The 25,877-nt window shown below is 34.7% G+C and carries 21 protein-coding genes; 8 read left to right on the forward strand and 13 right to left on the reverse strand.

Translation table 11 applies throughout. The annotated features are described in order from the left end of the window. Positions 1-300: 300 nt before the first annotated feature. Both ACFSJT_RS15495 and ACFSJT_RS15500 read left to right on the forward strand, forming a co-directional pair. A complete protein-coding gene (locus ACFSJT_RS15495) occupies positions 301-639 on the forward strand; it encodes a P-II family nitrogen regulator (protein WP_378321225.1) in 339 nt (112 codons plus the stop codon). A gap of 71 nt (positions 640-710) precedes the next feature. Next, on the forward strand, positions 711-1,961 hold the full coding sequence (locus tag ACFSJT_RS15500; RefSeq protein ID WP_378321226.1) for an ammonium transporter: 1,251 nt from the start codon (positions 711-713) through the stop codon (positions 1,959-1,961). A gap of 59 nt (positions 1,962-2,020) precedes the next feature. Here ACFSJT_RS15500 and ACFSJT_RS15505 read toward each other — a convergent pair whose 3' ends face one another. After that, positions 2,021-2,359 carry a DUF4870 domain-containing protein gene (locus ACFSJT_RS15505; protein WP_378321227.1) on the reverse strand — a complete coding sequence of 113 codons (339 nt, stop codon included), beginning with the start codon at positions 2,357-2,359 and terminating at the stop codon, positions 2,021-2,023. A gap of 184 nt (positions 2,360-2,543) precedes the next feature. Then, a complete protein-coding gene (locus ACFSJT_RS15510) occupies positions 2,544-4,985 on the reverse strand; it encodes a trypsin-like peptidase domain-containing protein (RefSeq protein ID WP_378321228.1) in 2,442 nt (813 codons plus the stop codon). Positions 4,986-5,292: 307 nt separating this feature from the next. Between ACFSJT_RS15510 and mnmE the strand changes: the two genes are divergently transcribed. Beyond that, positions 5,293-6,684, forward strand: coding sequence for a tRNA uridine-5-carboxymethylaminomethyl(34) synthesis GTPase MnmE (mnmE, locus tag ACFSJT_RS15515; protein ID WP_378321229.1), 1,392 nt, complete (start codon positions 5,293-5,295; stop codon positions 6,682-6,684). A gap of 66 nt (positions 6,685-6,750) precedes the next feature. On the opposite strand, the gene ACFSJT_RS15520 is transcribed toward mnmE, so the two are convergent. Then, positions 6,751-8,013 carry a hypothetical protein gene (locus ACFSJT_RS15520; protein ID WP_378321230.1) on the reverse strand — a complete coding sequence of 421 codons (1,263 nt, stop codon included), beginning with the start codon at positions 8,011-8,013 and terminating at the stop codon, positions 6,751-6,753. Positions 8,014-8,412: 399 nt separating this feature from the next. Here ACFSJT_RS15520 and ACFSJT_RS15525 point away from each other — a divergent pair, with 399 nt between their 5' ends. The 5 genes from ACFSJT_RS15525 to ACFSJT_RS15545 all read left to right on the forward strand — a co-directional run bounded on the left by ACFSJT_RS15525 (position 8,413) and on the right by ACFSJT_RS15545 (position 13,015). Further along, the gene (locus tag ACFSJT_RS15525) at positions 8,413-9,063 is read left to right on the forward strand and encodes a hypothetical protein (protein ID WP_378321231.1); all 651 of its coding nucleotides are present in this window, start codon (positions 8,413-8,415) and stop codon (positions 9,061-9,063) included. Between the two features lie 101 nt (positions 9,064-9,164). Further along, positions 9,165-10,334: a LamG domain-containing protein gene (locus ACFSJT_RS15530; protein WP_378321232.1), complete on the forward strand. Its 1,170-nt coding sequence runs from the start codon at positions 9,165-9,167 to the stop codon at positions 10,332-10,334. A 47-nt stretch (positions 10,335-10,381) separates the two neighbouring features. Beyond that, entirely contained in the window at positions 10,382-11,035 is a 654-nt protein-coding gene (locus ACFSJT_RS15535) for a hypothetical protein (protein WP_378321233.1), read from the forward strand. Positions 11,036-11,073: 38 nt separating this feature from the next. Then, the gene (locus ACFSJT_RS15540) at positions 11,074-12,234 is read left to right on the forward strand and encodes an NAD-dependent epimerase/dehydratase family protein (protein ID WP_378321234.1); all 1,161 of its coding nucleotides are present in this window, start codon (positions 11,074-11,076) and stop codon (positions 12,232-12,234) included. A 217-nt stretch (positions 12,235-12,451) separates the two neighbouring features. Then, positions 12,452-13,015: a Fic family protein gene (locus ACFSJT_RS15545; RefSeq protein ID WP_465252811.1), complete on the forward strand. Its 564-nt coding sequence runs from the start codon at positions 12,452-12,454 to the stop codon at positions 13,013-13,015. Positions 13,016-13,675: 660 nt separating this feature from the next. Here ACFSJT_RS15545 and ACFSJT_RS15550 read toward each other — a convergent pair. The 10 genes from ACFSJT_RS15550 to ACFSJT_RS15595 all read right to left on the reverse strand — a co-directional run bounded on the left by ACFSJT_RS15550 (position 13,676) and on the right by ACFSJT_RS15595 (position 25,806). After that, on the reverse strand, positions 13,676-15,961 hold the full coding sequence (locus ACFSJT_RS15550; protein WP_378321236.1) for an isocitrate lyase/phosphoenolpyruvate mutase family protein: 2,286 nt from the start codon (positions 15,959-15,961) through the stop codon (positions 13,676-13,678). 67 nt (positions 15,962-16,028) lie between these two features. After that, a complete protein-coding gene (aceB, locus tag ACFSJT_RS15555) occupies positions 16,029-17,627 on the reverse strand; it encodes a malate synthase A (protein WP_378321237.1) in 1,599 nt (532 codons plus the stop codon). A gap of 218 nt (positions 17,628-17,845) precedes the next feature. Next, complete coding sequence (locus tag ACFSJT_RS15560; RefSeq protein WP_378321238.1) at positions 17,846-18,457, reverse strand: DUF6434 domain-containing protein; 612 nt, start codon at positions 18,455-18,457, stop codon at positions 17,846-17,848. A 446-nt stretch (positions 18,458-18,903) separates the two neighbouring features. Then, positions 18,904-19,470: a tetratricopeptide repeat protein gene (locus ACFSJT_RS15565; RefSeq protein WP_378321239.1), complete on the reverse strand. Its 567-nt coding sequence runs from the start codon at positions 19,468-19,470 to the stop codon at positions 18,904-18,906. Next, positions 19,470-20,390 carry a serine hydrolase domain-containing protein gene (locus tag ACFSJT_RS15570; protein WP_378321241.1) on the reverse strand — a complete coding sequence of 307 codons (921 nt, stop codon included), beginning with the start codon at positions 20,388-20,390 and terminating at the stop codon, positions 19,470-19,472. Before ACFSJT_RS15570 ends, ACFSJT_RS15565 begins: the two co-directional genes overlap by 1 nt. Before the next feature lie 36 nt (positions 20,391-20,426). Then, a complete protein-coding gene (locus tag ACFSJT_RS15575; RefSeq protein ID WP_378321242.1) occupies positions 20,427-21,845 on the reverse strand; it encodes a S41 family peptidase in 1,419 nt (472 codons plus the stop codon). A 58-nt stretch (positions 21,846-21,903) separates the two neighbouring features. Continuing rightward, positions 21,904-22,986, reverse strand: a complete 1,083-nt coding sequence (locus ACFSJT_RS15580; RefSeq protein WP_378321243.1) for a serine hydrolase domain-containing protein — start codon at positions 22,984-22,986, stop codon at positions 21,904-21,906. Positions 22,987-22,989: 3 nt separating this feature from the next. Beyond that, positions 22,990-23,841: a DUF5694 domain-containing protein gene (locus tag ACFSJT_RS15585; protein WP_378321245.1), complete on the reverse strand. Its 852-nt coding sequence runs from the start codon at positions 23,839-23,841 to the stop codon at positions 22,990-22,992. A gap of 77 nt (positions 23,842-23,918) precedes the next feature. Further along, positions 23,919-24,890: a helix-turn-helix domain-containing protein gene (locus ACFSJT_RS15590; protein ID WP_378321246.1), complete on the reverse strand. Its 972-nt coding sequence runs from the start codon at positions 24,888-24,890 to the stop codon at positions 23,919-23,921. A 292-nt stretch (positions 24,891-25,182) separates the two neighbouring features. Continuing rightward, entirely contained in the window at positions 25,183-25,806 is a 624-nt protein-coding gene (locus ACFSJT_RS15595) for a hypothetical protein (RefSeq protein ID WP_378321248.1), read from the reverse strand. Positions 25,807-25,877 lie beyond the last annotated feature (71 nt).

Raw genomic sequence — 25,877 nt, forward strand, 5'->3', positions numbered from 1 at the left:
AATTACGAATTTCCTAATAGGGTTTTGAGGAGAAACACCTCTTTTAAATATAAAATTTTCAAGATTTCATAACTATTATTATCAATAAATTACAACTACAACGTTTTCGTTAAAAAGTCCGTAATTATTGTATGTCAAATCATCATTTTTTAGTTTAAAAAATATGTACCCCTAATTTTTTAGGGGATAAATATTCAAAAATGATAAAAATTACGTGTTAACCCCATAAAATTTGGATGTAAAATACAATTTGACATATTTTTGAATCGAATTTAACATTAATTTTAACTTTTATTCTTTATGAAAAAAATAGAAGCAGTCATCAGGAGATCAAAGTACCGTGCCGTAAAGGAAGCTTTACATGGTAAAGGCGTAATGTTTTTCTCATACTGGGATGTAACTGGTGTTGGACATGAGCAAAAAGGGAGTGTATACCGGGGTATTTCTTACAGCACCACAGATATTCAAAGGCGTTACTTATCTATAGTGGTGAATGATGATTTTGTCGAGGTCGCTATTGCTGCAATTTTGGAAGCCGGAAAAACTGGAGAAGTAGGAGATGGAAAAATCTTTGTTTCCGACATACAAGAAGCTTATCGCATACGCACAGGAGAAAAAGGAGGAGAAACTCTCACCTAAATCTTCTTTATTCATTGAGATAACAAATAATCAACTTGAAAACAAAAAATAATTTTAATAGTAATTAAGCAATGGAACTTTTAACTACAAATAATGTATGGATGATGTTGTGCACTGCACTTGTATTTTTCATGCACTTAGGATTTTCTTTTTTAGAAATTGGATTAACTCGTCAAAAAAATACAATCAACATATTATTTAAAAACGTTTTTATCATCTGTGTAGGGCTACTGATGTACTATATTGGTGGATTTAACCTAATGTATCCAGGATTTGAAGACGGGGACTTCGGATTCTTAAAATTTGCAGGATTTGGTATTGCTGCACCAGAGAATGGAATGACTCCTGAGTATGCAGATGGAGGATATACCTGGTGGACCGACTTCTTGTTCCAGGGAATGTTCGCTGCTACTGCGGCGACTATTGTATCAGGAGCTGTAGCAGAGCGTATCAAACTTGGTGCGTTTATGATCTTTACCGTGATTTATGTAGGCCTTGTATATCCAATCGTAGGTTCATGGCAATGGGGAAGTGGTTTTCTATCCTCACTGTCTATAGGAGAAGCTGAAGGGTTTTATGACTTTGCCGGTTCAACCTTGGTACATTCTGTAGGAGGCTGGGCTGCCTTGATAGCTGTCGCTCTTTTAGGATCAAGAATTGGAAAATTTAGTTCAGATGGAAAGCCACAAGCACTACCAGGACACAACATTCCAGTAGCAGCAGCGGGAGTACTTATTCTTTGGTTAGGGTGGTTCGGATTTAATGGAGGGTCTGTACTTTCTGCAGACCCAGCAGGAACTTCTCTCGTATTGGTGACTACATGTCTTGCAGCTGCAGCAGGAGGCATAGGAGCATTTGTGCTTTCTACAATTTTATATAAAAACTACGACCTAACGATGTTCTTAAACGGAATTTTAGGAGGACTTGTAGGTATTACTGCCGGAGCAGACTTAATGTCTCCAAATGAAGCCGTTATAATAGGACTGTTAGCAGGTATAATAATTGTGCTTGGCGTAGCATTAATAGACAAATTGAAACTAGATGATCCCGTTGGCGCCATTGCTGTACACTTAATATGTGGTATATGGGGAACGTTGGCCGTTGGCATCTTTGGATCCAAAGCTGGATTTGACCAGTTTTTAGTACAAGGACTTAGTGTACTCATTGTTGGCGGATTTTGTGTAACCACCGCTTTCATTATCATCTTTGCACTAAAGAAAACCATCGGAATCAGAGTTTCTGAAAAAGAAGAGATTGATGGACTGGATAGTCATGAGCATGGTATGGACGCTTATCCAGATTTTAGACTTAACCAACATTAGAACTTAAATAATGTTGACCAATGAAGCGGGAGATTTCATGAAACCTCCCGCTTTTTAAATTATTTAATTATTTGTAACGACAAAGGATATGAAGGATGCTCTCCATTACTCGCCTTTATGGCATTAAGAATAGGAAACACAAAACATAATATCGCAATAATAATTAATCCCAATACGCCTAATCCGAATAATAATATCAACGGAATACAAATCATCGCATAGATAAACATACTCATCTGAAAATTCATAATTGATTTACCGTGTTCATCCATTGCCAGCACTCTTTCTCTCTGAGTTAACCATAAAATTAAGGGTACTATAAATCCCCCAAATCCAGTTATAATATCCAACAATTGCGATAAATGTGTGATGACTAATAGTGATCTGTCCTTTCTCATGATTTCTATAATTTTGATTGATTGATGATTTTGCTAATATTTTTAGCAATATATGCATATATGACGAAAACAATTGCAGTTCGTTACAAGGAATATTCCTAAAAATTAGCTTCCATAAATAAAAAAGCACCCCAACATGATATCGAGATGCTTTTCATTAATTTAATGTCTTTTAAAAAATGCTTTAGTTTATAATCAGTTTCTGAGTACTTAATACGTTTCCTCTATTTTCGATTTTAATCAGATAAATCCCTGTACCTAAACCAAAATTACGAGTAAGAATAGTATTATCACCAGAAGAAAGCTTAATTAACGCCTTTCTCCTTCCTAAAATCGTGTAGACTACTGCATTTATTTCTCCTTCAATATTGTTGTTGATGCGGATAGAGAAACTTTCTCTCGCCGGATTAGGAGATATTTTTGAACTAAGAGCACTATACTCATTGTCGGTCCCCAGTGTCGGAACTACGGATGCTCTCTCACTGACCATACTCTCTGTAAGTACAGATTGACCACAAGAACCTTCATAGATCTTCACGTTAGAGAAGGTTGAATTGTTTCCAGAACCAGCGTCATTGTCATTGATGAACACCAATCGATCCATAGCTCCTGTATAGAAACTTCCTACAGGGATCACATATTTTGTCGTACCCCCAGCGTAGTTATCGTAATTGGTAACCCCATAATTTTGTGTACCATGGACTTTAAAATATCTCGTTGGTGTTAAGGCATTATCATCCTCAAATCCAACTGCATGGATTTCTCCCTGACCTGTACTGCTAAAATCAAACTCTATCACAGTATTAGCCGTTACATTGTAGGTAAGACCAATATACTTCCAGGTATTGTTGCTTAGTGCCAGAGATGCACCTCCACTGCCTACAGAGAAGTTTCCTGCTGCATCCTGATTTGAGAACGAAGTAATCGTAAAATCATTAAAATTCAATGCACTACAGGTAGGTGGTGGTGGAGTTCCTGAACCATTTTGAATGCTTACATCATCAAGGGCAATATCACTTTGCCAGCCACTGGTACCACTACCGGTAACTACACTAAAGCGTAACTGTACACTGGCTTCTCCTGCATAGGCAGAAAGATCAACATCGGCAGCATTCCAGGCACTCCCCTGCTCCCCAGTTCTACTGAAGACACTAGTCCAGCTACCATCATTATTGGTGCTGGCTTCAACCGTTAAACTGTTGATCGCACTTCCCAGCATATGATATTGGAAGGTAAGGTTTGGATCTGTTAAGCTACTAAAGTTTAAGCAAGGAGAGTTTAAAATCGCTCTTTTGTTAGGATAACCTGTTCCGTTACCTGAAGCCTCTACATAAATATATGTGTTCCCATCGCCAGCGCTACTTGGACCTGTGCCACTAGAAGGCGTACCCCCTGTGTTTCTTGTCCAATCCAGATCATCACCTGTAGTAGCTTGTGACCATTGTCCAAAACTTGATTCGAAACTCTCACTAAATGGAAAAGAAGCAACATCACCTGTACAATCTCCACTTGGCGGAGGCGGTGGCGTGCCTAACCCCATAGCATCCCAAAAGGCAGGTATGGTTGCTCGCTCTCCAGAATTTGAACCTCCTGATCCAGAACAGCCTCCATACGCATGAACTCCTACTGCATTTCCTGTCGCTGCATCTATAATTGGACTTCCAGAGTTACCCCCGGTAGTATCTGTTCTATACCTTACAAAAGTATTATTTGCAGAAGATAAAGGTCCTGTATGCGTTTGTTGAGTTTGATTATCAATCCCTGTATCGGTCCCAAAACCAGTAATGGTGATATTACCGCTAGGGGCATCTTGTACCACATTAAAAGATTTACCTTGTGCCTCGATAGGTGTTAAACCTGTTTGCGAATTCGCACTTGCGGTAAAGACTCCCCAATCATTGGCTTGACTAGGGCTACTTGGATATGGAGAAACGAAATTACCAATTGGGTATTGGTCCTCTGGTCCCGGATGCACAATACTTCTATCAGGATTTGATTTCGGAACATTAAATTCTATTACCTGAGCACTACTACCTACGCAGTGTCCAGCAGTTACCAATTTACCATTGGTAATAATCCAACCAGTGCAACCGATAGGAACCATTCTACCGATAGCAGCATCATTTGAATCTATTCTATCGTCGTTTGATCCGCATTGTGACTTTATCGTAGGATCTAATTCACCTACGCCTAATTCTCTTATATTCAACCCAATGGCGCTTTCTCCAGGGGCTATGGTTAATTGTATTATTACTTTATCGCCATTAAAATAAGCACTGGAATTATTCCAGTTTTTAATAGTTTGAGAAGTTAGAACTTGAGTAGCTCCATCTAATGCTGAAGTAATGGTTAACGTACTTCTTTGGCCAAGATTTACATCTTTGAAAAATAAACGTAACCAAGTAGCATCTTTTTCAGAAATAGTTTCGGTAATAATCTGTGAACTATTACTTTTTTGTATTCCAGATTTTAAATTCAGATCATATTTTGTATAATGTCTTTTTAACTCGTTTTGAGCTAAAGCAACATGAGTACAAATTAAGAAAACCATGCTAATTAGGACTCCTAATTTTCGCAAATCAAGCGGTTTTTTAAAATAAGTTGAGTTTGTGTTTTGTAAATTCATACGAATAAGAATTAGTTATTATTGGTTAGACATTAAATTTAACATACATAAAAAATTGCTGTAATTTCATAATTACAACAAAACTGTCTCCCAATTCATCCGTGACTAAGTAGTTTGCTTAATTCGGACTCCAATTTTTATCCTAATTCTTGTTTCCACTAGTAAAAGAGGTAGCTACGATAGAAGTGTTTTAACTTCTTCCCTGTACAAGATAAAAAAAGAAAAACAACTCTTCAAAAAAAGTTTAACAATGTGTATTTAAAGTGAGTATATTAATCTCTATTTTTACCACCTAGCAAGAACAATTATGATCCCACAAGATACTATAGTAGCATTAGCCACTCCATCAGGAGCAGGTGCCATAGCAGTAATTCGTGTTTCCGGGAAAGACGCGATTGCTATATGCTCTCCCTTATTTAGATCAGTAAGTGGAAAGGAGCTTGATAAACAGAAAAGTCATACAATACATCTTGGACATATTGTAGATGGAGAACGAGTGTTGGATGAAGTATTGATATCTATTTTTAAGGGAAATAATTCATATACAGGCGAACCTACTATTGAAATTTCTTGTCATGGTTCTATTTATATTCAACAAGAAATTATTCAACTTTTACTGCGTAAAGGATGCAGAATGGCAGATGCTGGTGAGTTTACTTTGCGCGCCTTCTTAAATGGAAAATTGGATCTTTCTCAGGCAGAAGCGGTGGCCGACTTGATAGCCTCAGATTCTGAAGCATCTCATCAAATTGCTATGCAGCAAATGCGCGGAGGGTTTTCTAATGAAATAAAAATGCTACGAGACGAGTTACTTAACTTTGCCTCATTAATTGAATTAGAGCTTGATTTTGCAGAAGAGGATGTAGAGTTCGCGGATCGCACTCAGTTTAAGGAATTAATCAATAGAATTACCAAGGTTTTAAAACGTTTGATCGACTCTTTTGCCGTTGGAAATGTAATCAAGAATGGAATCCCGGTCGCTATTGTAGGCGAACCTAATGTTGGTAAATCTACATTACTTAACGCTCTTCTCAATGAAGAAAGAGCCATTGTATCCGATATAGCCGGAACCACACGAGATACGATTGAAGATGAAATTAATATTGGTGGAATAGGGTTTAGGTTTATTGATACTGCTGGAATACGAGATACTAAAGATATAGTTGAAAGTATAGGTATACAGAAGACTTTTGAAAAAATTGAACAAGCGCAAGTAGTCATCTATTTGGTTGACAGTTCACAATTAACAGCTAATAGTTTGCAAGTACTAAAAACTGAAATCGGTAAAATAAAAAATAAATACCCGCAAAAACCGTTGATTATTGTTGCCAATAAGACTGATAAACTGCAACAGGATCAAATTGATCATTTGACTTTGGAAATCGAGAATATTCATCTACTTTCTGCAAAAACCGGTTTGGGAGTTGAAGAATTACAAAACAAACTTTTGGAATTTGTAAATACAGGAGCCCTGCGTAACAATGAAACTATTGTTACCAATACCAGGCATTATGATGCGTTATTAAAGGCTCTAGAAGAAATCCAAAAAGTCCAATATGGTCTAGACACCGGGCTTTCGGGAGATTTAATGGCTATTGATATTCGACAGGCATTATACCATTTTGGTGAGATCACTGGTGAAATATCCAGTGATGATCTTTTGGGGAATATCTTTGCTAATTTCTGTATCGGGAAGTAGTTTTTCTCAATTTTAGTGTACTTCTTGCTTTGCTAAATATTCTCTAATAAAAGAGGCTATAGTATATTATTTTAGCTCGTAGGTACTTAAATTATTTTTAAAAACAGCGTTAGCAATATTCCCTGCCCCTTGGAAACGAACTCTTAACCCATAAATGGGATTAGATGCTTCTGTTGGTATAGTATAAATAATTTGATTATTAACTAGAACAGAGAGTACATTGTTTTTTGATATTAATTCAACGGTTTGCCAGTTAGATAGGTCTATTCCAAAATTTGATAAGTCATTATTTTTTCCGCGTATTTCTACAGAAGGAACGTACATATATAAATTAGCAATACAACCTAACAACGAAAATGGAATAATAATAGCATCACCTTCCAATAATATTAGTAATTCAGTATTTTGACAAATATTTACTCCTCCTATGGATTCATTTTTCAGGTTTGCTTTAAAACTAAAATTATCTGCGTATAAACCTTCGAACTCTTTAACATAACTAAATACCGTCCAAACTTCTTCGGTCTCTGGAACTATGTTATAAGTTTTAAGTAAGTCTTTGGATATACTTAAACTATCCTTATACCGGAATTCAGAATCGTTAAGATATTGCGGTATAGTTTTCCTATCAATTGCTGCAATCCAACCTTTGGAGGGTATAAGTAAAGGTTTTTCTTTGACTACCTTATCATTTACAACTAGTTTTGCTTCATAATAACCAGGATAATAATAAATACTGGTATGGATTGAATCATTTTGGTTTACTTGAGTCCTTCTTTTGGTATTCCAGCTTTGTTGAATCTGGAAGACATCTTCAGAAGAGGTGTTTTTACTTTCGTATCTAAACACTACTGAAGATGGGAGGTTATTCCCAACTTTATCAATAGAGAAATTAAATTCCTTTGCATCAAGCGTTCTCTTAGATGATCCGTTTTTAGAAAGTAACCAGACAACCTGGCTCAATGCTAATATGGATATCACTGAGAGAAAAATTTTCCTAAGTGCAATGGTTCTTTTTTTGTTTGATATGACGGACATAACTTCTTTTTCAGAGTTCTGTAATTGCTGAAGTACGGAATCTCTAAAATCGTTGTAGCCCCCATATTGAGCTAAAATATTTAAGGTGCTAATACTGGGTTTAGAATCATAATTAACCTTTCCCCATAGCCGTTTTAAGGTTAGTGAACTAATTTTTTCCCCAGTCTTTTCTTGAATAGCATCACTCAGCCACTCAAAATCATATCCATTCCAAGTATTGCCATTACCTCTACCGATTTGATTCTCGATAATTTTCAATAGTCGATTTATGTTCTCTCTCGTTCTATCCATAAGTAATTGAAAACCTGATGTTTTCTAAGATTGAATGTTTTTGAATCAGATTGATACTCATTTGAATTTTAGTATTAATGCTTTTCGTGCAATTTCATTCTATCAAATAAATGTTTTATCAATGCCCTAATAACCTAACAAAAATTATAAAACTATTATGTCTTACCATTAAACATTATTACTCAATACAACTAAGGTTTCATTGACCTTTTTATGATTCTCGAGTAGCAAAACGGAATAGAATAATAAAGAGTATACATTTTTAAAAATTAAAAAGAATGAAACGGTTAAGCATAATATTACATAAGATATTTCTAGGCTGATATCCAAAAATAGATATTTCGACATATATACTGAATAAGCCTGAAATTAAACCCTCATCGATTAAACAAAGATAAGATGAAAAAAGAAATTTTGAGATTTATAACAAATTTTATAGTTCTAATCCTAATGGGATGTTCAAGTAAAATAATACCGTTAACCAATGCTAATTTAGATGTTAGAAATCGGGATATTGTGTCGGTTAATAGGGACGTCAACACTCTGATATTAAATAACAAAATAGGAGATGGAATCGCAATAATCAAAGATTTGAAATTCGATGAAGGTATTATTGAAGTAGAGTTAAAAGGAGAGAATAATCCACAAAAAAGCTTTGTGGGTATTGCATTTAACATTCAAAACGATTCTATATACGAAGCGGTTTATTTTAGACCTTTCAACTTTCAATCTAATGAGAAAGTAAGAAGAGAACATTCCGTCCAGTATATCTCTAAACCAGAATTTGAATGGCGATTTTTGAGAACCAACTATAAAGGGCAATTTGAGAGTGAATACCCACGCCAACCATCGCCAGATGAATGGTTTAAAGTAAGAGTGAAAATTGATGGTAAAAAAGTATTCGTTTATGACCAAGAAACTAAGGTAGAATTACTCTCGATTGAACGATTAACAAAACAAATCTCTAACAGAATAGGACTCTGGACAGGTTATAATTCTAAAGGTGAGTTTAGAAATTTAAAAATAAAGAAGTTGAAAACGAAGTACTAACAATGTATAGAAGACCCTACAGAGATGCTACGTTTCATGTAAACTTCGTTAGCCTGAATTCAGCCTTGTTAAGATTAATGTTAGTATAAAAAGACATAACGATGCTAAAAGCCAAAAACTTTGTAATAGCTTCATTTTTACCAATAGTTTGCGCTGCTCAAATATTATTTGAGGATAATTTTGAAGGAAATCTTTCTGGATGGGAATTAAATAATACCGCATCGTTGGAAATACTCGATTCTCAAAACCCCAAACAAGGAAAGGCGCTAATATTAAGACCTAATAGTAATGTTTCGGCGTTAATCAAAAATTCTGATCAATGGGGTTCTATAAGAGTAGAAGGCAAAATGTTGTTTCCAACAGATGAGCATAATTATTTAGGATTCATTTACAATTATCAAAAAACAACCCAAAGAGAAGACTTTGGTCTGTTGTATGTTAAAGGAAATGGAAGTTATATAAGAGCAAATCCATGTAGAGATGGTAATGTTTCTCGACTTTTATACGAAGAGTACAAAACTAATCTAGCAGAAGATCAGGCTATTAAAATTGGGACGTGGCACTCGTTTAAAATGGAAGTTGTCAATGAAACCTGCCATTTATACGTTAATGACATGCAGAGACCTAAAATAACCTTCGACCACTTTGAGCTAAAATCTGGTAAAATAGGATTTCAACCCAGAGTTACAGGTGGAGCTGTCTGGATTGACGATATTAAAGTAACCTCAATTAAACAGCTTAATTATAAAGGCGAAAATATTCCAACTATTAAGTACGAACCAGATTCGTTAATCACAAAATGGGAAGTATTTGGACCTTTAACAAAGCCCTATTCAGCAATTGAACAAACTGCAAATTACAATGATGTTTCAATGGAGATAGATGAAAAAAAAAGTATGTGGGAAAATTTTGAAACGGATGCAAGAGGTGCGTTAATCACAGGTAGAATCACTGAATATCAAGGAGAAAACACGGTTGCCTATTTTCGTACGTTGTTAATTGCCGAAGAAGATAAAACGGTGACATTGCACTTTACAACTACAGATGAGTTGGCCCTATATTTAAATGGAAAAGACGCAGGAAGAGTTTACCGAGATGGCTATGTTTCGAAAGACAATGACTGGAATGCCTGGTACGATTTCTACAAAAATCCTGAACATAAAGGCAGGAAGAAAAGAATTTCTCTAAAGCAAGGAAAAAATCAATTAATAATTAGGGTTAGGAATGGACAGTTTGCTTCAGGAGGCTTCTTTATTTACATGGAGAGGTAACTCGTGATATGTTTAATAATTTGGATGACCAAATAGTCAAAAAAGTCATGAAATCAAAGAAGAATACCATTCATCATTTAGAAAAAATCGGAGCAATAGCTGGAATTCTCTCCATTATATTTTACTTACTAGCGGTCCTACCGTTTATTCCGGATTACCTAAGTAGATTGTTAGGGTTCACTTTTCCATTATTTTGGATTATTGCTTTTATGGGACTTTATAGTTTTTTAAAAAAAGAGTATCACACGTCAACACTTGAAATAGCTTATTTATTTGGAATCATTGGAGCGGCAATTGCTTGTTCATTTATTGTGGTTCAACAAGCAAATTTTATATGGCATACCACTGCAATGGAAGCAACACATTCTGAAGAAGCAAAATCATTGTTAAAAGCATCTTTCAAAGGTGCAAACAGAGTGCAAGCAGGATTGGATGTTACTTTCGATATTTTCATTAGTATATCTTGGTTCCTTTTCGGAATTAACATTGCGAAAAGTTCTTATTTTAATAAGCTATTGGGATGGACTGGTTGCCTGATTTCAGCGAGTCTTTTGACCTTAAATATGGTAACTTTCCCTACAGCACCAGCAGAAGCTGATCTTATAGACTTGGGTCCATTCTTAGGTTTATGGGCTTTGATCGTTTTTATTTGGTTTACCCGAATCTTATTTAAAAATAAAAATAGTACTAATGGATACTAAACACCAATGATGTAAAAAGAATAAAAAACTAATTACTTATGAACAAAAGACAATTTATAAAAACTATTGGCACTACTGCGGCTCTTACAATCTTAAATCCATTAACAGCTTTAAGTTTTTCAGAACAACCTAAAATTAGTAATGATAAAAAAGTATTGATTCTTGGTGGTAGAGGTTTTATCGGCCCTACTATTGTCAAATCATTTTTAGATGGTGGTTACGAAGTCACCTTGTTAAACAGAAATAAAACAAATACGCATCTTTTTGAAAACTTACCCTTAATAATTTGTGATCGCGAAAAAGAAAATAAGGCTGGTTTGAAAGAAATTGATAAAAAATACAAAGATAAATTCTGGGATGTGGTAATAGATACGTGGCAAAAATCACCAAAGGCTGTTTCAGATTTTTTAGAGGAGTTTAAAGATAGTATTGGTCATTACCACTATATCTCGAGTGTTTCTGTTTACGATAAATGGGACAAAAAATTCATAAAGGAAGACGAGCCTTTAAATCCTTTGCCTGAACTCCCTAAATCTATAGCTGAAGGAATGGAGCATCGTTACGCGCTTCGTAAAACGTTTGCAGAAGAAATTATAAGAACACGAATAGATAATTATACGATATATAGATCTCACGGGATGAGAGATTACAGAAGTGTTGACCCTAACAATATAATTGACGAGCCATTTTGGCCGATACGCTTCTACAGAGGAGGGGAAATTTTACTGCCTGATGTAAAAAATCATCATATCCAAGCAGTTGATGTACGAAGTATGGTGAGTTTCATTCTCCATTGTTCTAACAAGAAAACTTTTGGGGAGTTTAATATTGCTTTTCAACCAACACCCTTTAAAGATTATGTGTCAAGTTTAATACATGCTACTCAAAAACCAACAAGAATGCATTGGATTGATGGTGAATTCTTAATAGAAAATGGACTTATTCCCTATAAAATCGTTCCTTTTTGGAAACCTCATCCGGAAGGGTCGTATTATTTTAATGTACAAAAGGCAATCGAAGCTGGTTTTGTGCATAGACCTTTGGTAGATATGATAAAAGATCAGATAGAGGGTTATAAACATAGATATCCGAAAAATGATATCAAATTTGGTGAACAGCCTGATGGTAGGGTAAAATGTTATTCATTAGATCAGGAGAAAGAAATAATTAAAAAATGGAAGTTGAAAAATAGAAATTGATTACAAATTTCATAGTAAGACATATCATCTGGCGTCACTCGAGATAGAAGGAAATACTCTTACAGAAGAGCAGATTACTGCTCTATTAGATAATAAAAGAGTCCTAGCTCCTCAAAAAGATATTTTAGAAATACAGAATGCTATAAAAGTTTATGAACTATTACAAGAACTTAATCCACATAAACTAAATGATCTATGTAAAGCACATAGGTGTTTAGTGAATGGATTAATTGATACAGCTGGAAAACTTAGAACAAAAAACTTAGGTATTGTAAAGGGATCAGAAGTTGCTCATATTGCTCCAGGAGGAAATATGGTAAAAGGTTTACTGGGCGATCTATTTGATTATATCAAAAACGAAAATGATCTCATACTTATAAAAAGCTGCGTATTTCACTACGAGTTAGAATTCATTCACCCTTTTATTGATGGAAATGGTAGAATGGGTAGATTATGGCAAACTTTAATATTGATACAACAATATCCTGCACTTGAATATCTCCCTGCAGAAACGCTAATCAAAAATAAACAAGAAGAATACTATAACGTATTAGCCATATCCGATAAATCTGGAAACTCAACCCCATTTATAGAATTCATGCTGGCTATCATTCTTGAAGCTTTAAAAAGAGTATTACCATCTCAAAATAAATCTGTTACCAAAGATGATCGAATTTCTATTTTTAGAGATAAAATGAAAAAAGAGGATTTCGGAAGAAAAGAATATTTAAAAAACTTTAAAAATATCTCTCAGGCAACAGCAAGTAGAGATTTAAATTGAATTGTTTCGGAACGTATTCTTTCTAAGACTGGAGATAAAAGAAATACAAAATATCATTTTATTAATTGAGGTTAAGTCAAATAAAACCTTACCAAAAGAAAAGAAAATCTAGCACCTCCATTTCACACCCAACTCCTTTACCTCTTTATCCACAAGGGTTTGCTACTTATTGTATCGGGAAGTAGTTTTTCCTTTCTTTGGCAGATTACTCTTAAAGAAAACAAGACCATCTACAAAGTACTTTATAAGGAATATATATATTCATGTACTGTATGTAACGAAAAATTATACTTTACAATATAGTAGAAGCTTCTCTACAAAATACATGTTAAAGCTTAGGCATTATTATTCTAGTATTCGTTGGAGATTATTCGATTAGTTTTTGTTTTTGTTTTTGTTTTTTTTAATAACTTAAAAGATAATGATCATATTATTTGGGCATAATTTGAAAATCTTAAATTATCCTCACTTCAAAAAAGATTTTTTATTTCCAAAAGTTTTAAAAACAGGATCAGCACAGCCGGGTAACTGCTGAGTACTGATCCCGTAAATCTATGCTGGGATAATACAAGTATTCATTTCCAAAAAAGAATTGAAAATTTATTGAAGTCAACTATCTATGCAATAAAGCCCTCTATAGCCATTAGGATGTAACCTAAATTATGTTCCAATAGGATCCAAACTTTCTTTTCTAATGAGTCTCAAAATGGATTCGATATCTTCTAAGAACGATTTTACCTTTTTATCAGCAATTTCAGCAACTATGATTTGTCCTATTTCATTTTTTACATCTGTATAGATCCCAAGTCGTTTCATACCTTCACATTGTTGGATATTATCATCGGTAGGTGTTAAATAATGAACTACGTTGGATTTATATCTGTTAATTAAAAAAATATGTAACAACGTCATTAAACGTTTTTTTCTGAGTGACGTTTTGAAAATATTCTGATCCCGTACAGAGAGTATATACTTCTGGTTTCGATCTGTTACCGAAGTAAACACTACATTGGCTACCTTTTCTTTATCTGCAATTAAAGACAACTCCATAATAGTTGAAGCAGGAATATGAGGCTTCAATTGTACCTCGAAATCGTTGGTAATCTTATAATATGCTTTCCACTCTGCAATCCAGGCTGATAATACTTTGGTAGGAAGTTCTGTATGGGTTAAATGCTGGAACTGTGTTGAACCTTTACCCATAGCTTTTGTTGTTGCTGTTCTACCCGAAGAAGCCGCCAGTGCACTATCCAAACGAGGGCCTCCTACATGAGTCTGTGGTGTTTTATATGGCGAATCCAGTAATCTGAATTTACGTTGTACTTTTGCCAAAGCTACCATTCCTTCTGTCATTAATGAATTCGCAAACTCATCTGCTGCCAAACCGTCTATTTGATGTCCTCCATAAGTAATAAAATTGAAAACAAATCCCATTTTACCTAATTCCGCAGGGAAATTAGCCATTTCCTCTTCTGTCATTCCTGTGGTATCCCAATTAAAAGAAGGTGACAAATTATAAGCCAACATTTTATCTGGAAATACTTCATGAATAGCATCGGCAAACTTTTTAGCATCTGCCAAATCTGCTGTTTTTGTTTCCATCCACAAAATATCTGCATAGGGTGCCACCGCTAACGAACGAGCAACAGCAAAAGGAATCCCTCCTTTAGCCTGGTAATATCCCTCTGGTGTACGAGCCATTTCACAATCCCATGACACATCTAATCCTAATTCCTGGGCCTTTTGATACATTTGTAAAAAGGAAGCAGTACCTGAAAATTTAAACCATTCGTCTTTGGTCATTTCAAATTTTGAACCTTCTTCAACTCCTAAATCGATTAGATTGGCCACTGCCATACCTAGGGTTTGAATCCCAGCAGAAGACTCCCATATTTTAGCAAAATGACCTAGAACTGTATCATAGGCAGGTTCAAATTCTGAAGCGGATTCACTTAATAATTTTGTTTTATACTCTTCTATCACTTCAACAATATCAGTAGACTCTAACCACTGTGTAGCCCTCTCTATGTCTGCAACAGAAATATTATATAACAAATGTCCTTTAATGTCCTCTGCTCCCAGATCATGCAAGTATTTTTGTAATGCCAGGAATGTTATTTTATAAGAAGGAACACCTGTTGTCTTAGTAGCACCAAGCACAAATGGGTGATCTCGTTCATCAGAGATGCTCTCTAGTAGTGAAGCAGCTTCTGCATCGGTTCTTGCAACAATAATACCGGGAACCCGCATGATATCCAATTGAAAACGAGCAGCGTTCAACCTTTTGATTTGCTCGTCGCAAGGCACCAATACCTTACCGCCCTGGTGTCCGCATTTTTTTGTACCTGGCTTTTGATCCTCGATATGATACCCTGTTACGCCTGCTTCTACAAAACGCCTGATCAAATTTCTTACATGTGCATCCCCACCATGGCCCGTATCTGCATCTGCAATGATAAACGGCCTGAAGTCAAACTCTTTTTGTGTTGTACGCTCCTTTTCTGTCATTTTGAATCGCTGAAAAGCTTGATTTCTATCTGCCGTTACCAATGCCCTTACAATGCCAGCTGCCTCATTAGGTACCTGACTTAGCGGATAACTTGCCAAATCTGCTCCCGGATCCTCATCCATTGAGCCTTTAGCAGAAGTAGCCCAGCCCCCCAGATAAATACCTTCAATACCAGAACGTTTCATCATTACCGCCTGGCTGGCCGTATACGGACCAAAAGTGGTAATCTGCGTTTTGTTCGCGTAATGCTCTCTAAGCCTGTTAAAGAAACCTACCGCTGCATTCTTTGCTATGGAGTAGTCATTAGTAATGGTTCCTTGTTGCTCTGCTACTTGCCTGGCAGCATAAAGCCTTTTAATACCTTTAAAACGGGGTGATCCAAAATAAGACTTCACGGCTTCAATGGAATCTTTCATCCTAATTTGTTCATTTTTCATAATTTTGTGTTTTAATTTTGATACTAAATCCCATAGGAGTGTTGTCGCATTCGTGGGATTTTTTATTTTAAATATATTGATAAGCTGGTAGTGTGAGAAACTCTTCAAAATCTTCACTAATCACCAACTCATTAAATAAATCAAATGCTAACTGAAACTTAGTTTCTGCGAGTTTTTCTGTCCCTACTTCCCGCTTTATTTTGTTTACCTCATCTTCAAAAATTTCCTGATACAATTTTTTATCAAGACTTCTTCCATCTTCAAGTGTAGCATTTATTTTTAACCAGTGCCAAACTTGAGTTCTTGAAATTTCAGCGGTTGCAGCATCTTCCATTAAATTATACAGTGCTACAGCACCATTGCCCCGAAGCCATGCTTCTATATATAGAATCCCTACATTTATGTTCTTTCTTATACCTGCTTCTGTAATTGTACCTTTCGGGATTTCTACCAAATCAGCCTTGGAAATAGAAATATCATCCCGCAACACATGTTTCTGGTTAGGTGTGGGCATGTAGGTGTCAAATTCTTTCATAGCTACCTCAACCAATGCAGGATGTGCTACCCAGGTACCATCATGACCACTTTTGGCCTCATGTTCTTTGTCTTTTCTTACTTTTTCCAATGCTGCAGCATTTGCTTCAGGATCATTTTTAATAGGAATTTGCGCAGCCATTCCACCCATAGCATGAATGCCACGTTTATGACAGCGCTGGATTACTAATGTAGAGTAGGCCGCCATAAAAGGTGTTGCCATAGTTACCTGATCACGATTTGGGACGACAAACCCCCGGTGATTTCTAAATTTTTTGATATAGGAAAAAATATAATCCCACCGACCGCAATTAAGCCCAACAATATGATCCTTGAGTTCATAAATAAACTCATCAAGTTGAAAACTGGCAGTAATCGTTTCAATTAGAATGGTGGCTTTGAAAGTTCCATGAGCGACATCGAGATACTGCTCTGCAAAAGTAAAAACTTCATCCCACCAGCGTGCTTCCAGATAGTGTTCTAATTTAGGTAGATAAAAATAAGGAGCTGTACCATTGCCTAGGAGTACTTGGGTATTATGAAAAACATACAAACCAAAATCCACCAAACTTCCTGACGCTTCTTTGCCGTTAATCAAGATATGACGCTCATTAAGATGTAATCCCCTGGGACGAACTAGTAAAACTGCGGTTTCTTTATTCAACTTATAGGATTTCCCGCGTTGTTTATCCTCGAGGGTGATGGTTTTATTATTGGCATCAATCAAGTTTTGCTGTCCCTGAATAGTATTATCCCAGGTAGGTGAATTACTATCTTCAAAATCAGCCATAAAGGTCTTAGCTCCAGAATTGAGTGCGTTAATCACCATTTTTCTATCTACTGGACCGGTTATTTCTACACGCCTATCCTGCAAATCAGCCGGGGTTGGAGCTGCCTGCCACTCTCCTTCCCTAATAGATACAGTTTCTTCTGGGAAAGTAGGAAAAGCACCATCATCAAATGTAAGCTGGGCTGCTTTTCTACTTTCTAATAATTCAAATCTTTTACTTTCAAATTTCTCATGAAGGGTTACGAGAAATGTAAGGGCACTTTGGGTTAGAATCTCAGGATAAAAGTTCGAAACATTACCTGAGTATTCAATTTTTTTTGTGATTTCATCAATATTTTTCATGGCTAACTCATTATATACCATAATATTAATAAAATAATTTTTCAAAAAAAAGCGAACGTTCGCTAAATTTTAAATTAACACAAAAAATAACAGATTTAACAAATATCAAGGGAATAATTTGAAGAATCCATAAAAAGCTGTACTATAAAAATGATACTACATAAGAATTCTTTGGAATAGCAAGCTTATTGAAATCAACTATGAATTCTATTGACCTATCATTCTTTATCAACTTCTATGGCTAACTCCAGATCAGATTTTTCGTAGATCACGAAACCATTTTTTGCAGGATATTGCTTTTTTATGTCCCAAAACCTTTTAGCAGTTTGAAATGATCCCCCTTTATTGTCATCTAAGAAATCTCTTATATACTGATTGAACATATTATTACTGGCAATTTCTCTCTTAAAATTGGGATCTTTTCTTTTTTCTAATTCTTCCCATTGATACACTGCATCTTCTAGAGTCTTACCTATATTCCCTTTAACCCAATCCATAAAATCACTATGGCAGAAAAATTTATTACCAATCTGACTTTTCATAAATTTTCTGAAATTAGGACCAAAAGAGACATTATCGGTAATAATGGTATCTAACGTTAATTCTGCTTTTACCCAATTGAACTTGGATTTTGGTTTAGCTGTTTTCTTTTCAGGTTTTAGTTTTCCATCATTGTCCAGAGCATACATAATTCGATCTCTCAATTGAAATTTACTACCACTAACAGGTAAATTTGAGCGTTTACAGATATCAACCATTTCTTCCTTCAACCAATACCAATTATTGAATTCGGCTCCTGATATGATGTCTTCAAACTTAGGCCTTTGCATTTTTTAATTATTGTAAGGATTTTAATTCTTATAATTTAACATGATCACCTATTTCCAATTCTTACAAGGAGGTGTAACAAATAAGTTTTGAGTTAGGCAACTTCATAATGATATACTGTCTGGCGCAGTATTTTTCATGTCTCTTCCTGTTTGATCAGCTAATAGGTTAATGCCTCTATATGGCCAGCGCAAGGCTATCAATTCTGTACTTACAGACATGCAGTAACTATCTGTTTTACAGTGACATAACCATTAAACTGATCTTTAAATGGCTTCATTTTGGGCAACGAATAAGGTTTGAAATAATATCCATTTAGGGTGTTAAAGATCTTCTATTATTAATTGGTAATCCTCTTTTTAAATTCGACACTTTTCACCCGATTATCTCCTACGATAAAACCATTTTGATTCGAACTAATCATTGTACTCTAGAACATTATTGATTTTTACTTGTTACTTTTTAACCATAACTCTGCCTCTTTTGTATACCAATTTGGAGAGAAGTTCTTGGCATTTACAATTCTTTCAAAATACTTCTTCGCTTGTTCTATACTCCCCGATTTATTATAAAAACTTCCCAAATAATAGTTAGCATACGGATTATCAGGATCTGTTTGTAGTAAATTTTTACCAATGATTTCGATTTGCACATCAAAATCATTGAACTCACCTATTTCTCTATGGAAAGCAACTTCTTTTAAGAACATCAGGTTATGCAGTAAAGAAAGGTCTCCATATTCTTGATAATTCGGATAATCTTTAAACACTTTTTTTAGTAATCTTTTGCTGCTTTCCATTTCTTTTAAGTCAAAACGGGACATAAAAGAAGCAGCTAGTGCTTGTGCTAACATTTTTTCTCTTTTAAAGGTTGAAATCTTTGCGTCTTGCTGAAGGGTTTCTTCACTTTCAAATAAAAATAAATTGTCATAGCCGAGTACTGTATTTTTAAGAAAACTTATCGCAAATAATGAGGAAGAAATGTTACCGTAAATCAGCCTTGCAGGATCACTCATCAAATTATTATTGGCCAATAAATTAGCGTAAGATTATCTTCTGGTATTTTAAGATAGAGCGATGAATAGCAATCATATTGGCCATAAGTCCATATGAACTTTTTATTTTCAAAATCTTGACTAAAAATTCCGTAACCATAAGGCAAATCAGGTTTGAAAGATGTGAACATCTTGTTTTTTGAAGCCTTAGAGATAAGGGTATTGTTGTCTAACGCACTATCTAGTTTAGAAAGATCCCTGGCTGTAGAAACAATTCCAGCTGCGGCAGAAAAACCATAATCTATAAACCCATCTTGAATACCTTCTTCCAAAAGATACGGTTTTGCAATTTTTATTCCCTTTAATTGTGTAGAGTCCTGCAACAGGAAAGTATGCTTTAAGGAGAGTTTGTTTATAATTTTTTCCTCAATATACTGTTTAAACGAAATTGATGAAGCTTTTTCTATAACCTTGGTTAATATCCCAAAACGCGTGCTATAATAAAAGTTTTCCCCAGGTCTGCCTTGAGAGGTATGAGATAGAACATGTGCTAAATTGATCGAATCATCGAATTGAAGATCAGGAAAATACTTGGATAAAGGTTCGTCTAACGATAGTTTTCCTTCTTCTACATGCTTCATCATAGCAATTCCTGTAAATACTTTTGTTAATGATGCGATAGGAAAAACCGTACTAGCATCAACAGGTACAGTATTTTTGATATCACTTTTACCCAAGTACTCCTCATAGATAATTTGACCATCTTTCTTAACAAGAACTGCCATCCCCGGAATTTTAAAGTACTCCTTAAGCTCGATCAATTCCTGACCAAATTTTTCCAAATTTTGACTGTCTTTATCATTCTTTTTATTAGAGTTACACCCATTCAAAATGATGAACATACAAATCATACAAACTGGTAATTGTGGTATTTTAAACATAATATCAAGTTTACGTTTTTTGATTGAGACTATACATTATTTAGCATTCAGCACTTCAATTCCTTTGAACACCTTCGTTTGGTCTCCTTCCAGATCATTAGCTACATCTCTAAAGAATGTTTGTCGATCATCAGGATAATGAAGATCATAATCTACCGGCAGTCCTATGTTTTCGTAGCATTTTCCCCTAGCATCTAAATATACTTCGTTTGATGTAGTAAAATACCATCCGTTAGGCAAACGTTTTTCTAAAGCATCAGAAGTAGCCCCTTGTGTATGTGAGCCTATTCTTTTTATATGTTTTAGTTCTAAGGTAGCCATCGTTGCCATTTCTGCAGCACTTCCCGTTTGTTGAGAAGTGAGAAGATATACAGGTTTTAGGTAAGGTCGACTTGAAGCTTCAAGGTAAATTGGAATAGGTTGTGTATATCCTTTTCCAGCTCTTGTTTTTTTGGTGGCAATTAACCTTTTCTTGTTATTAAATCTTTTCATTACTTCTAAGGCTACAGCATCCTGACCCCCACCATTAAATCGTATGTCCAAAATTATTACGTCTGTATCCCACAAATCATGGATTACCTGATCCATTACTTTAGCCACTCCTGCACGTTCCTTTTTAATATATTCTCCTTCATTCATTTTGGTAAAAGTGTCTACATAAGCATCAACATATCCTTTTTCTTCAATTTCTTCTTTTGACAGTTGCAAATCTGCAAACAACCACATGGCTTTCAATTGAATGTACCCGATATTATCACATGTCCTACCCCAACTCACTAGCCCGCTATCCTTCGTCATATTTTCTTCCAAATATACATCAGCCACCATTTGCGCTATTTGGAAATCTCCATACTCTGGTACCGTATCCGTTTCTCGCGAGTGCGCGTCTAACTTCTCTGCCTCTTGATACACCTCATCGGTAGGTTCGACGTAACCATGATTATCATTTAATGCAACGATAAGTTCTTCAAATATCATATATAATTCTACTGCTGTGGTCTGTGTAGATACGTTTCGTTTTGTTCTTGTATATAGGCTGTCCCATTCAATTTTATTAAGCTCGAAGTAGGCGTAATGATTCCTAATAGTATTTACAAATACTTCAAAATTGTACTCTGGATCATTTCTCTTGTCTTCTGAAAGTTTCTGAAAACATAGCTCAGGCAATTGTTTCACTCTGGTATATGAATATAAACCAGTTCCCTTGGTAATAATTAAGGTGTCATTTTGAAGATGCATTCTTTTATCAAATAGAGAAATATCACCTTTTTGGGCTGGTAGGCAAGATATGTCTGTATGGTCATAAAAAGCATAATTTATAGAATCCAACACTAAATATTTTCCGTACCCGACTGATTTCCATGAGCCATACAAGGGATTAGAAGTTTCTTTTTGACACCCAACGAACAATAATGTGATCAGGATATGAAATAAAATAGATATTCTAATTTTCATTGTCATTTTGTTTTAAAGATGAAATAAAAATTACGCTGTTACAGTAATTTATTTTTATCTAATTATTGCCAGAGATGATTTCTTCTATAATTTTAATACCATAACTCTGCACTTCACTGGTAACCTGACTATTTGCAAAAAGAGCTATTGCTAGTTTTTTTGAAGGACATATTATAGCGATACTTCCGCTACCATAAGTGCCTCCGTTATGAAAATATACCTGCTCTCCAGCTAATTTGTATATGCCCCAGCTCAGTCCAAGATGTTTTAGGTTATTATCTGTGAATTGAGGTTCGAAAAGCAGCTGCTGAATTTGTTTTTGAGCTTTAGTTTTTGGATTAGCCAAACTGTTGAGATAAACTAACATATCTGGCATGGTCGTCTTAACACCTCCTGCAGCCTTGGTATCGCTTAATTCAATTAGAGGAACTTGCAACTCTTTTTGGTGTGGCATAGCAATTCGATGTACTTTATCCTGGGGTACCTCCAGATAAAGATCTTTTAATTGCAATGGATCGGAAATCAATTTTTGTAATAATTCTTGGTAAGATAAACTGGTTTTCTTTTGCAAAACAAATGAAAGTATTGATAGTCCGACATTAGAATATCTGTAGGTGCCGAAATTGTTTAAACTATCCATCTTAGCGAGTTTTTCATAAATAAATTCTTTTGTAAGTAAATCAAACTGACTTTCTGGATTAAAACGTTGGTCCTTTTGTAAAACCTGCCAGTCATCGGTACCTGTTAACGGAATTCCAGAGGTATGAGTGGCTAAATTTTTTAACAAAACAGGTTCAAAAACTTTTTTGTTCTCAAGACTCGAAAACATGTAATCGGTGAGATGATCATCTTTATGTATTATTCCTTTAACCTGCATAGAAGCCAATATATACGATGTAAAAGTTTTGGAAACAGAACCTATCTCAAAAATAGTTCGATCATCGATATCCAGATTGTTTGGATAGTACTTGCCCCCATAATAAAAGTCCTTCACAGAATCGTTATGTACAATTCCTACTGCTAATCCATAATTGGTAGAATCCTTAAAGAAAGACTCAGAGAGTTTCTCTAATAGTTGTTCTTGAGCAATTGAAGAAAGGATAACGCAAGTAAGTAAAGTAAAAGTCAAATATATCCTCAAAATCTAGTTTTTTAAATATGTATGAATTGGTATCACCTTAAAATCTGTATTATTATACAAGAGTTCTTGAAGTACCCCTACATGGGTTTGACCTGTTATCATTAAAATTCTTTTTCCACCATTATCCTGTTGAGTATTTAGAATATTGGAATAAATTTTTAGGTTACGTTCATAAAGCAGGGAGATAAACTCTGCCCCTATATAATTTTTATCAATCGAAGTTGAATCTACTTTATCATAGTTCACAAATTCGCCATTTTTAACATAAGCAGGAATATTGAATAATAGCCTGTACGATTTAGCTAAATTCTCCGGTGTATTCATGAGTAGTAAAGTTTCTAGTAAAGAGGCTTTTCCTTGTATAAAATCTCGCTCTGTACTTCTTCCAAGTTGCTGAAAATCTTGTAAAGCCATTTGATATTTCTCTATGTTTTTTCCAGAACTCAAAAGACTTTGTGAAGTACTTGCATAATAATTTACACATAATGGAGCTGGTAGATCCAATTCTTTAGCGAGTTGAAAGGCCAATTGATATACCTCGCCAGAACCATTTCTAAGGTCTCTTAATTGTAGTTTATCGACTTTATATAACTGATAAATGCTATCTATCGAATTTTGAAATTTAGGCTCTCTTTCAATATATATTCGGTCTGGTTGATATAATTTGAGTCTAGAAAGTATCTTTTGTATATCAGATTGACGATCCTTTTCGAAGAAATTGGTATTTGAATTTTCGGGATTATGCACCTGATCAAAGTGAAATGTTCCTAAAAAGGATATTTCTACCATAGGTACATCTTGCGCATAACTACAAATACTTACTGCTAATAAGAATAAAAAAATGATTTTTTTCATGATTACTTTATGACCAAAAAAACAATGAAATATCCACATCTTATACCCGATTTGGACAAATTAATACTCCGTTTCAATTATTTCAAATACTGAGAAGGAAGAAACCCATGGATTTTCCTAAATGCATTTGAAAAATGACTCATATTCTGATATCCCATTTTATACCCTACTTCGGCAATAGTATACTTTCGACTTCCCAGTAGTTCTAAAGCTTTATTCATACGCCGTTCTGTAATTTGTTTAGACACACTTTTTCCGTAAACTGCTTTACAAAGCTTTTGTAATTTACTTTCACTATATCCAATTTCATTAGCTAATCTTTGAACGCTCAAATCACTATCGAGATGATGATCAACAAATTGCATTAATTCGAACAAGTTAGAAATATCTGTATAGTTGGATGCAGTATAGCCCAAATTTTCTTCTCTATTTTTAAGTTGATTAAAGAAAAGTGATAGCAACTCAATAGTCTTTCCATACAGATAGCTTTGTCTAAAACTCGCATTTCTATTTGAATTAAAAATTGTAACGAGCAAAGTCATTAGTTCACTGTTTAAATGCTCATACATAAAAAATGGCTCTGCGGTTATAATTTTATGTAAAATCTCTTCAATATCAGATGAAAAGAAATCTTCTAACCATTTTTTATCGATGATAATATGGAATTGTTCATTGTAAAATCCTGGAGAAAATGAAGCAAATGATTGCACTTCTGAAGATGCAAAATAAGCCCCATGAATTAGTCCGTTATTAGTTTGAGAAGAATCAGAGTTGTTGGCGACATTTAAAGTTGCGTTACCGGTAATATGAAAATCCAAGACTAACAATCGATCATCTACTGTTCCAGTCCTTGATACTCTAATAGGTAGTTTAGGTTGAAATTTACTAATCTGTATTGATAATCCTGTATTGAGCTGATAAAACTCTACACTTCCTATCAATTCATGCTGAAGATCGTAAATAGAATTTTCTATAGATATCCCAAAGGTATTAGCTACTGCTTGGGCGATAAATGGGGTATGTGCAATGCGATATGCTACTTCTTTCATATAAATTTACTGAGTCTTTTGCGTATCTAGTCTAAAGATAACAAGAAATACTATGGCAATATGAAGATATTTGACTTACAAAACTCCTATGCGTTACGTAAAAATGGATGTAGAGTATTAAAAATTGGTTTAGAGCAATTATGAACTTCTCATAGATAGCCCTATGAATGTGATTTTTTATTGTATGAAAAAATACAGGTTCTGAATGATTTTGAAGTACAACTAAATTTAAACCATGAAAAAAGGGTCGTAAAAACAACCCTTTTAACAATTTTTGTATTTGAGAGACTATCTATCTATATTTTTGAAGTTCTTCGTGTATGTTAATGGGTAAAAAATTATGGCGATGTTCATTATCTTCACCATTAGAAGCAGCGTACAACTTCCTGAAAAAATCCACTGCACCAACAGAGTAGTTTATTTTTTCGATCCATTGGTTAAAGTAATCCTCTTTTCTATCGGTAGTGGCATATTCGAATACTTTGGATTTTAATTTTTCTAAACCTGCATCTGTAAAGACCGGTCGTGTTGGAAACATTTTACGATCTTTTTCCTTTATTTCTAAAAAATTAGTAATCCACTGCACATCAGAATCGTATTGTTCGATAAGTTTATCTTCTAGAGAGTGGTACATCTCTTCTTCAAAAACAATTCTGAGAGTACTTCTTTTACCGATCATGTCTGCAACTTTAAAGGTAACGCTTCCACCACTTGGTAAATGATATTGCCCATCACTGTTACTGTCTTCTAAAACCACTGTAAAAGGAATTCCATTAATACTGTTGACGGCAAATTCTTGTTCACTTATAGATTGAAGAGAGATTTGGTCATTTTGTGCTTGCATACTTACGAAAAAGCATAAATTTACAAGTATCAATAATGACTTTTTTGCATTCTTAACATTTATTCCACGCATAATAATAGGTTATTTTAGGGATTCAAAATTATAACTTCATAAATTATTTTCAAAGCTTTGTTTGTTCTGAT

The sequence above is a fragment of the Aquimarina celericrescens genome (assembly GCF_042682765.1).
Classification (GTDB): Bacteria; Bacteroidota; Bacteroidia; order Flavobacteriales; family Flavobacteriaceae; genus Aquimarina; species Aquimarina celericrescens.

Excerpts from the sequence above, each read along its gene's own strand:
- ACFSJT_RS15495 (WP_378321225.1), top strand. The coding sequence starts at position 301 with ATGAAAAAAATAGAAGCAGTCATCAGGAGATCAAAGTACCGTGCCGTA.
- ACFSJT_RS15500 (WP_378321226.1), top strand. The coding sequence starts at position 711 with ATGGAACTTTTAACTACAAATAATGTATGGATGATGTTGTGCACTGCA.
- ACFSJT_RS15505 (WP_378321227.1), bottom strand. The coding sequence starts at position 2,359 with ATGAGAAAGGACAGATCACTATTAGTCATCACACATTTATCGCAATTG.
- ACFSJT_RS15510 (WP_378321228.1), bottom strand. The coding sequence starts at position 4,985 with ATGAATTTACAAAACACAAACTCAACTTATTTTAAAAAACCGCTTGAT.
- mnmE (WP_378321229.1), top strand. The coding sequence starts at position 5,293 with ATGATCCCACAAGATACTATAGTAGCATTAGCCACTCCATCAGGAGCA.
- ACFSJT_RS15520 (WP_378321230.1), bottom strand. The coding sequence starts at position 8,013 with ATGGATAGAACGAGAGAGAACATAAATCGACTATTGAAAATTATCGAG.
- ACFSJT_RS15525 (WP_378321231.1), top strand. The coding sequence starts at position 8,413 with ATGAAAAAAGAAATTTTGAGATTTATAACAAATTTTATAGTTCTAATC.
- ACFSJT_RS15530 (WP_378321232.1), top strand. The coding sequence starts at position 9,165 with ATGCTAAAAGCCAAAAACTTTGTAATAGCTTCATTTTTACCAATAGTT.
- ACFSJT_RS15535 (WP_378321233.1), top strand. The coding sequence starts at position 10,382 with ATGAAATCAAAGAAGAATACCATTCATCATTTAGAAAAAATCGGAGCA.
- ACFSJT_RS15540 (WP_378321234.1), top strand. The coding sequence starts at position 11,074 with ATGAACAAAAGACAATTTATAAAAACTATTGGCACTACTGCGGCTCTT.
- ACFSJT_RS15550 (WP_378321236.1), bottom strand. The coding sequence starts at position 15,961 with ATGAAAAATGAACAAATTAGGATGAAAGATTCCATTGAAGCCGTGAAG.
- aceB (WP_378321237.1), bottom strand. The coding sequence starts at position 17,627 with ATGAAAAATATTGATGAAATCACAAAAAAAATTGAATACTCAGGTAAT.
- ACFSJT_RS15560 (WP_378321238.1), bottom strand. The coding sequence starts at position 18,457 with ATGCAAAGGCCTAAGTTTGAAGACATCATATCAGGAGCCGAATTCAAT.
- ACFSJT_RS15565 (WP_378321239.1), bottom strand. The coding sequence starts at position 19,470 with ATGAGTGATCCTGCAAGGCTGATTTACGGTAACATTTCTTCCTCATTA.
- ACFSJT_RS15570 (WP_378321241.1), bottom strand. The coding sequence starts at position 20,390 with ATGTTTAAAATACCACAATTACCAGTTTGTATGATTTGTATGTTCATC.
- ACFSJT_RS15575 (WP_378321242.1), bottom strand. The coding sequence starts at position 21,845 with ATGAAAATTAGAATATCTATTTTATTTCATATCCTGATCACATTATTG.
- ACFSJT_RS15585 (WP_378321245.1), bottom strand. The coding sequence starts at position 23,841 with ATGAAAAAAATCATTTTTTTATTCTTATTAGCAGTAAGTATTTGTAGT.
- ACFSJT_RS15590 (WP_378321246.1), bottom strand. The coding sequence starts at position 24,890 with ATGAAAGAAGTAGCATATCGCATTGCACATACCCCATTTATCGCCCAA.
- ACFSJT_RS15595 (WP_378321248.1), bottom strand. The coding sequence starts at position 25,806 with ATGCGTGGAATAAATGTTAAGAATGCAAAAAAGTCATTATTGATACTT.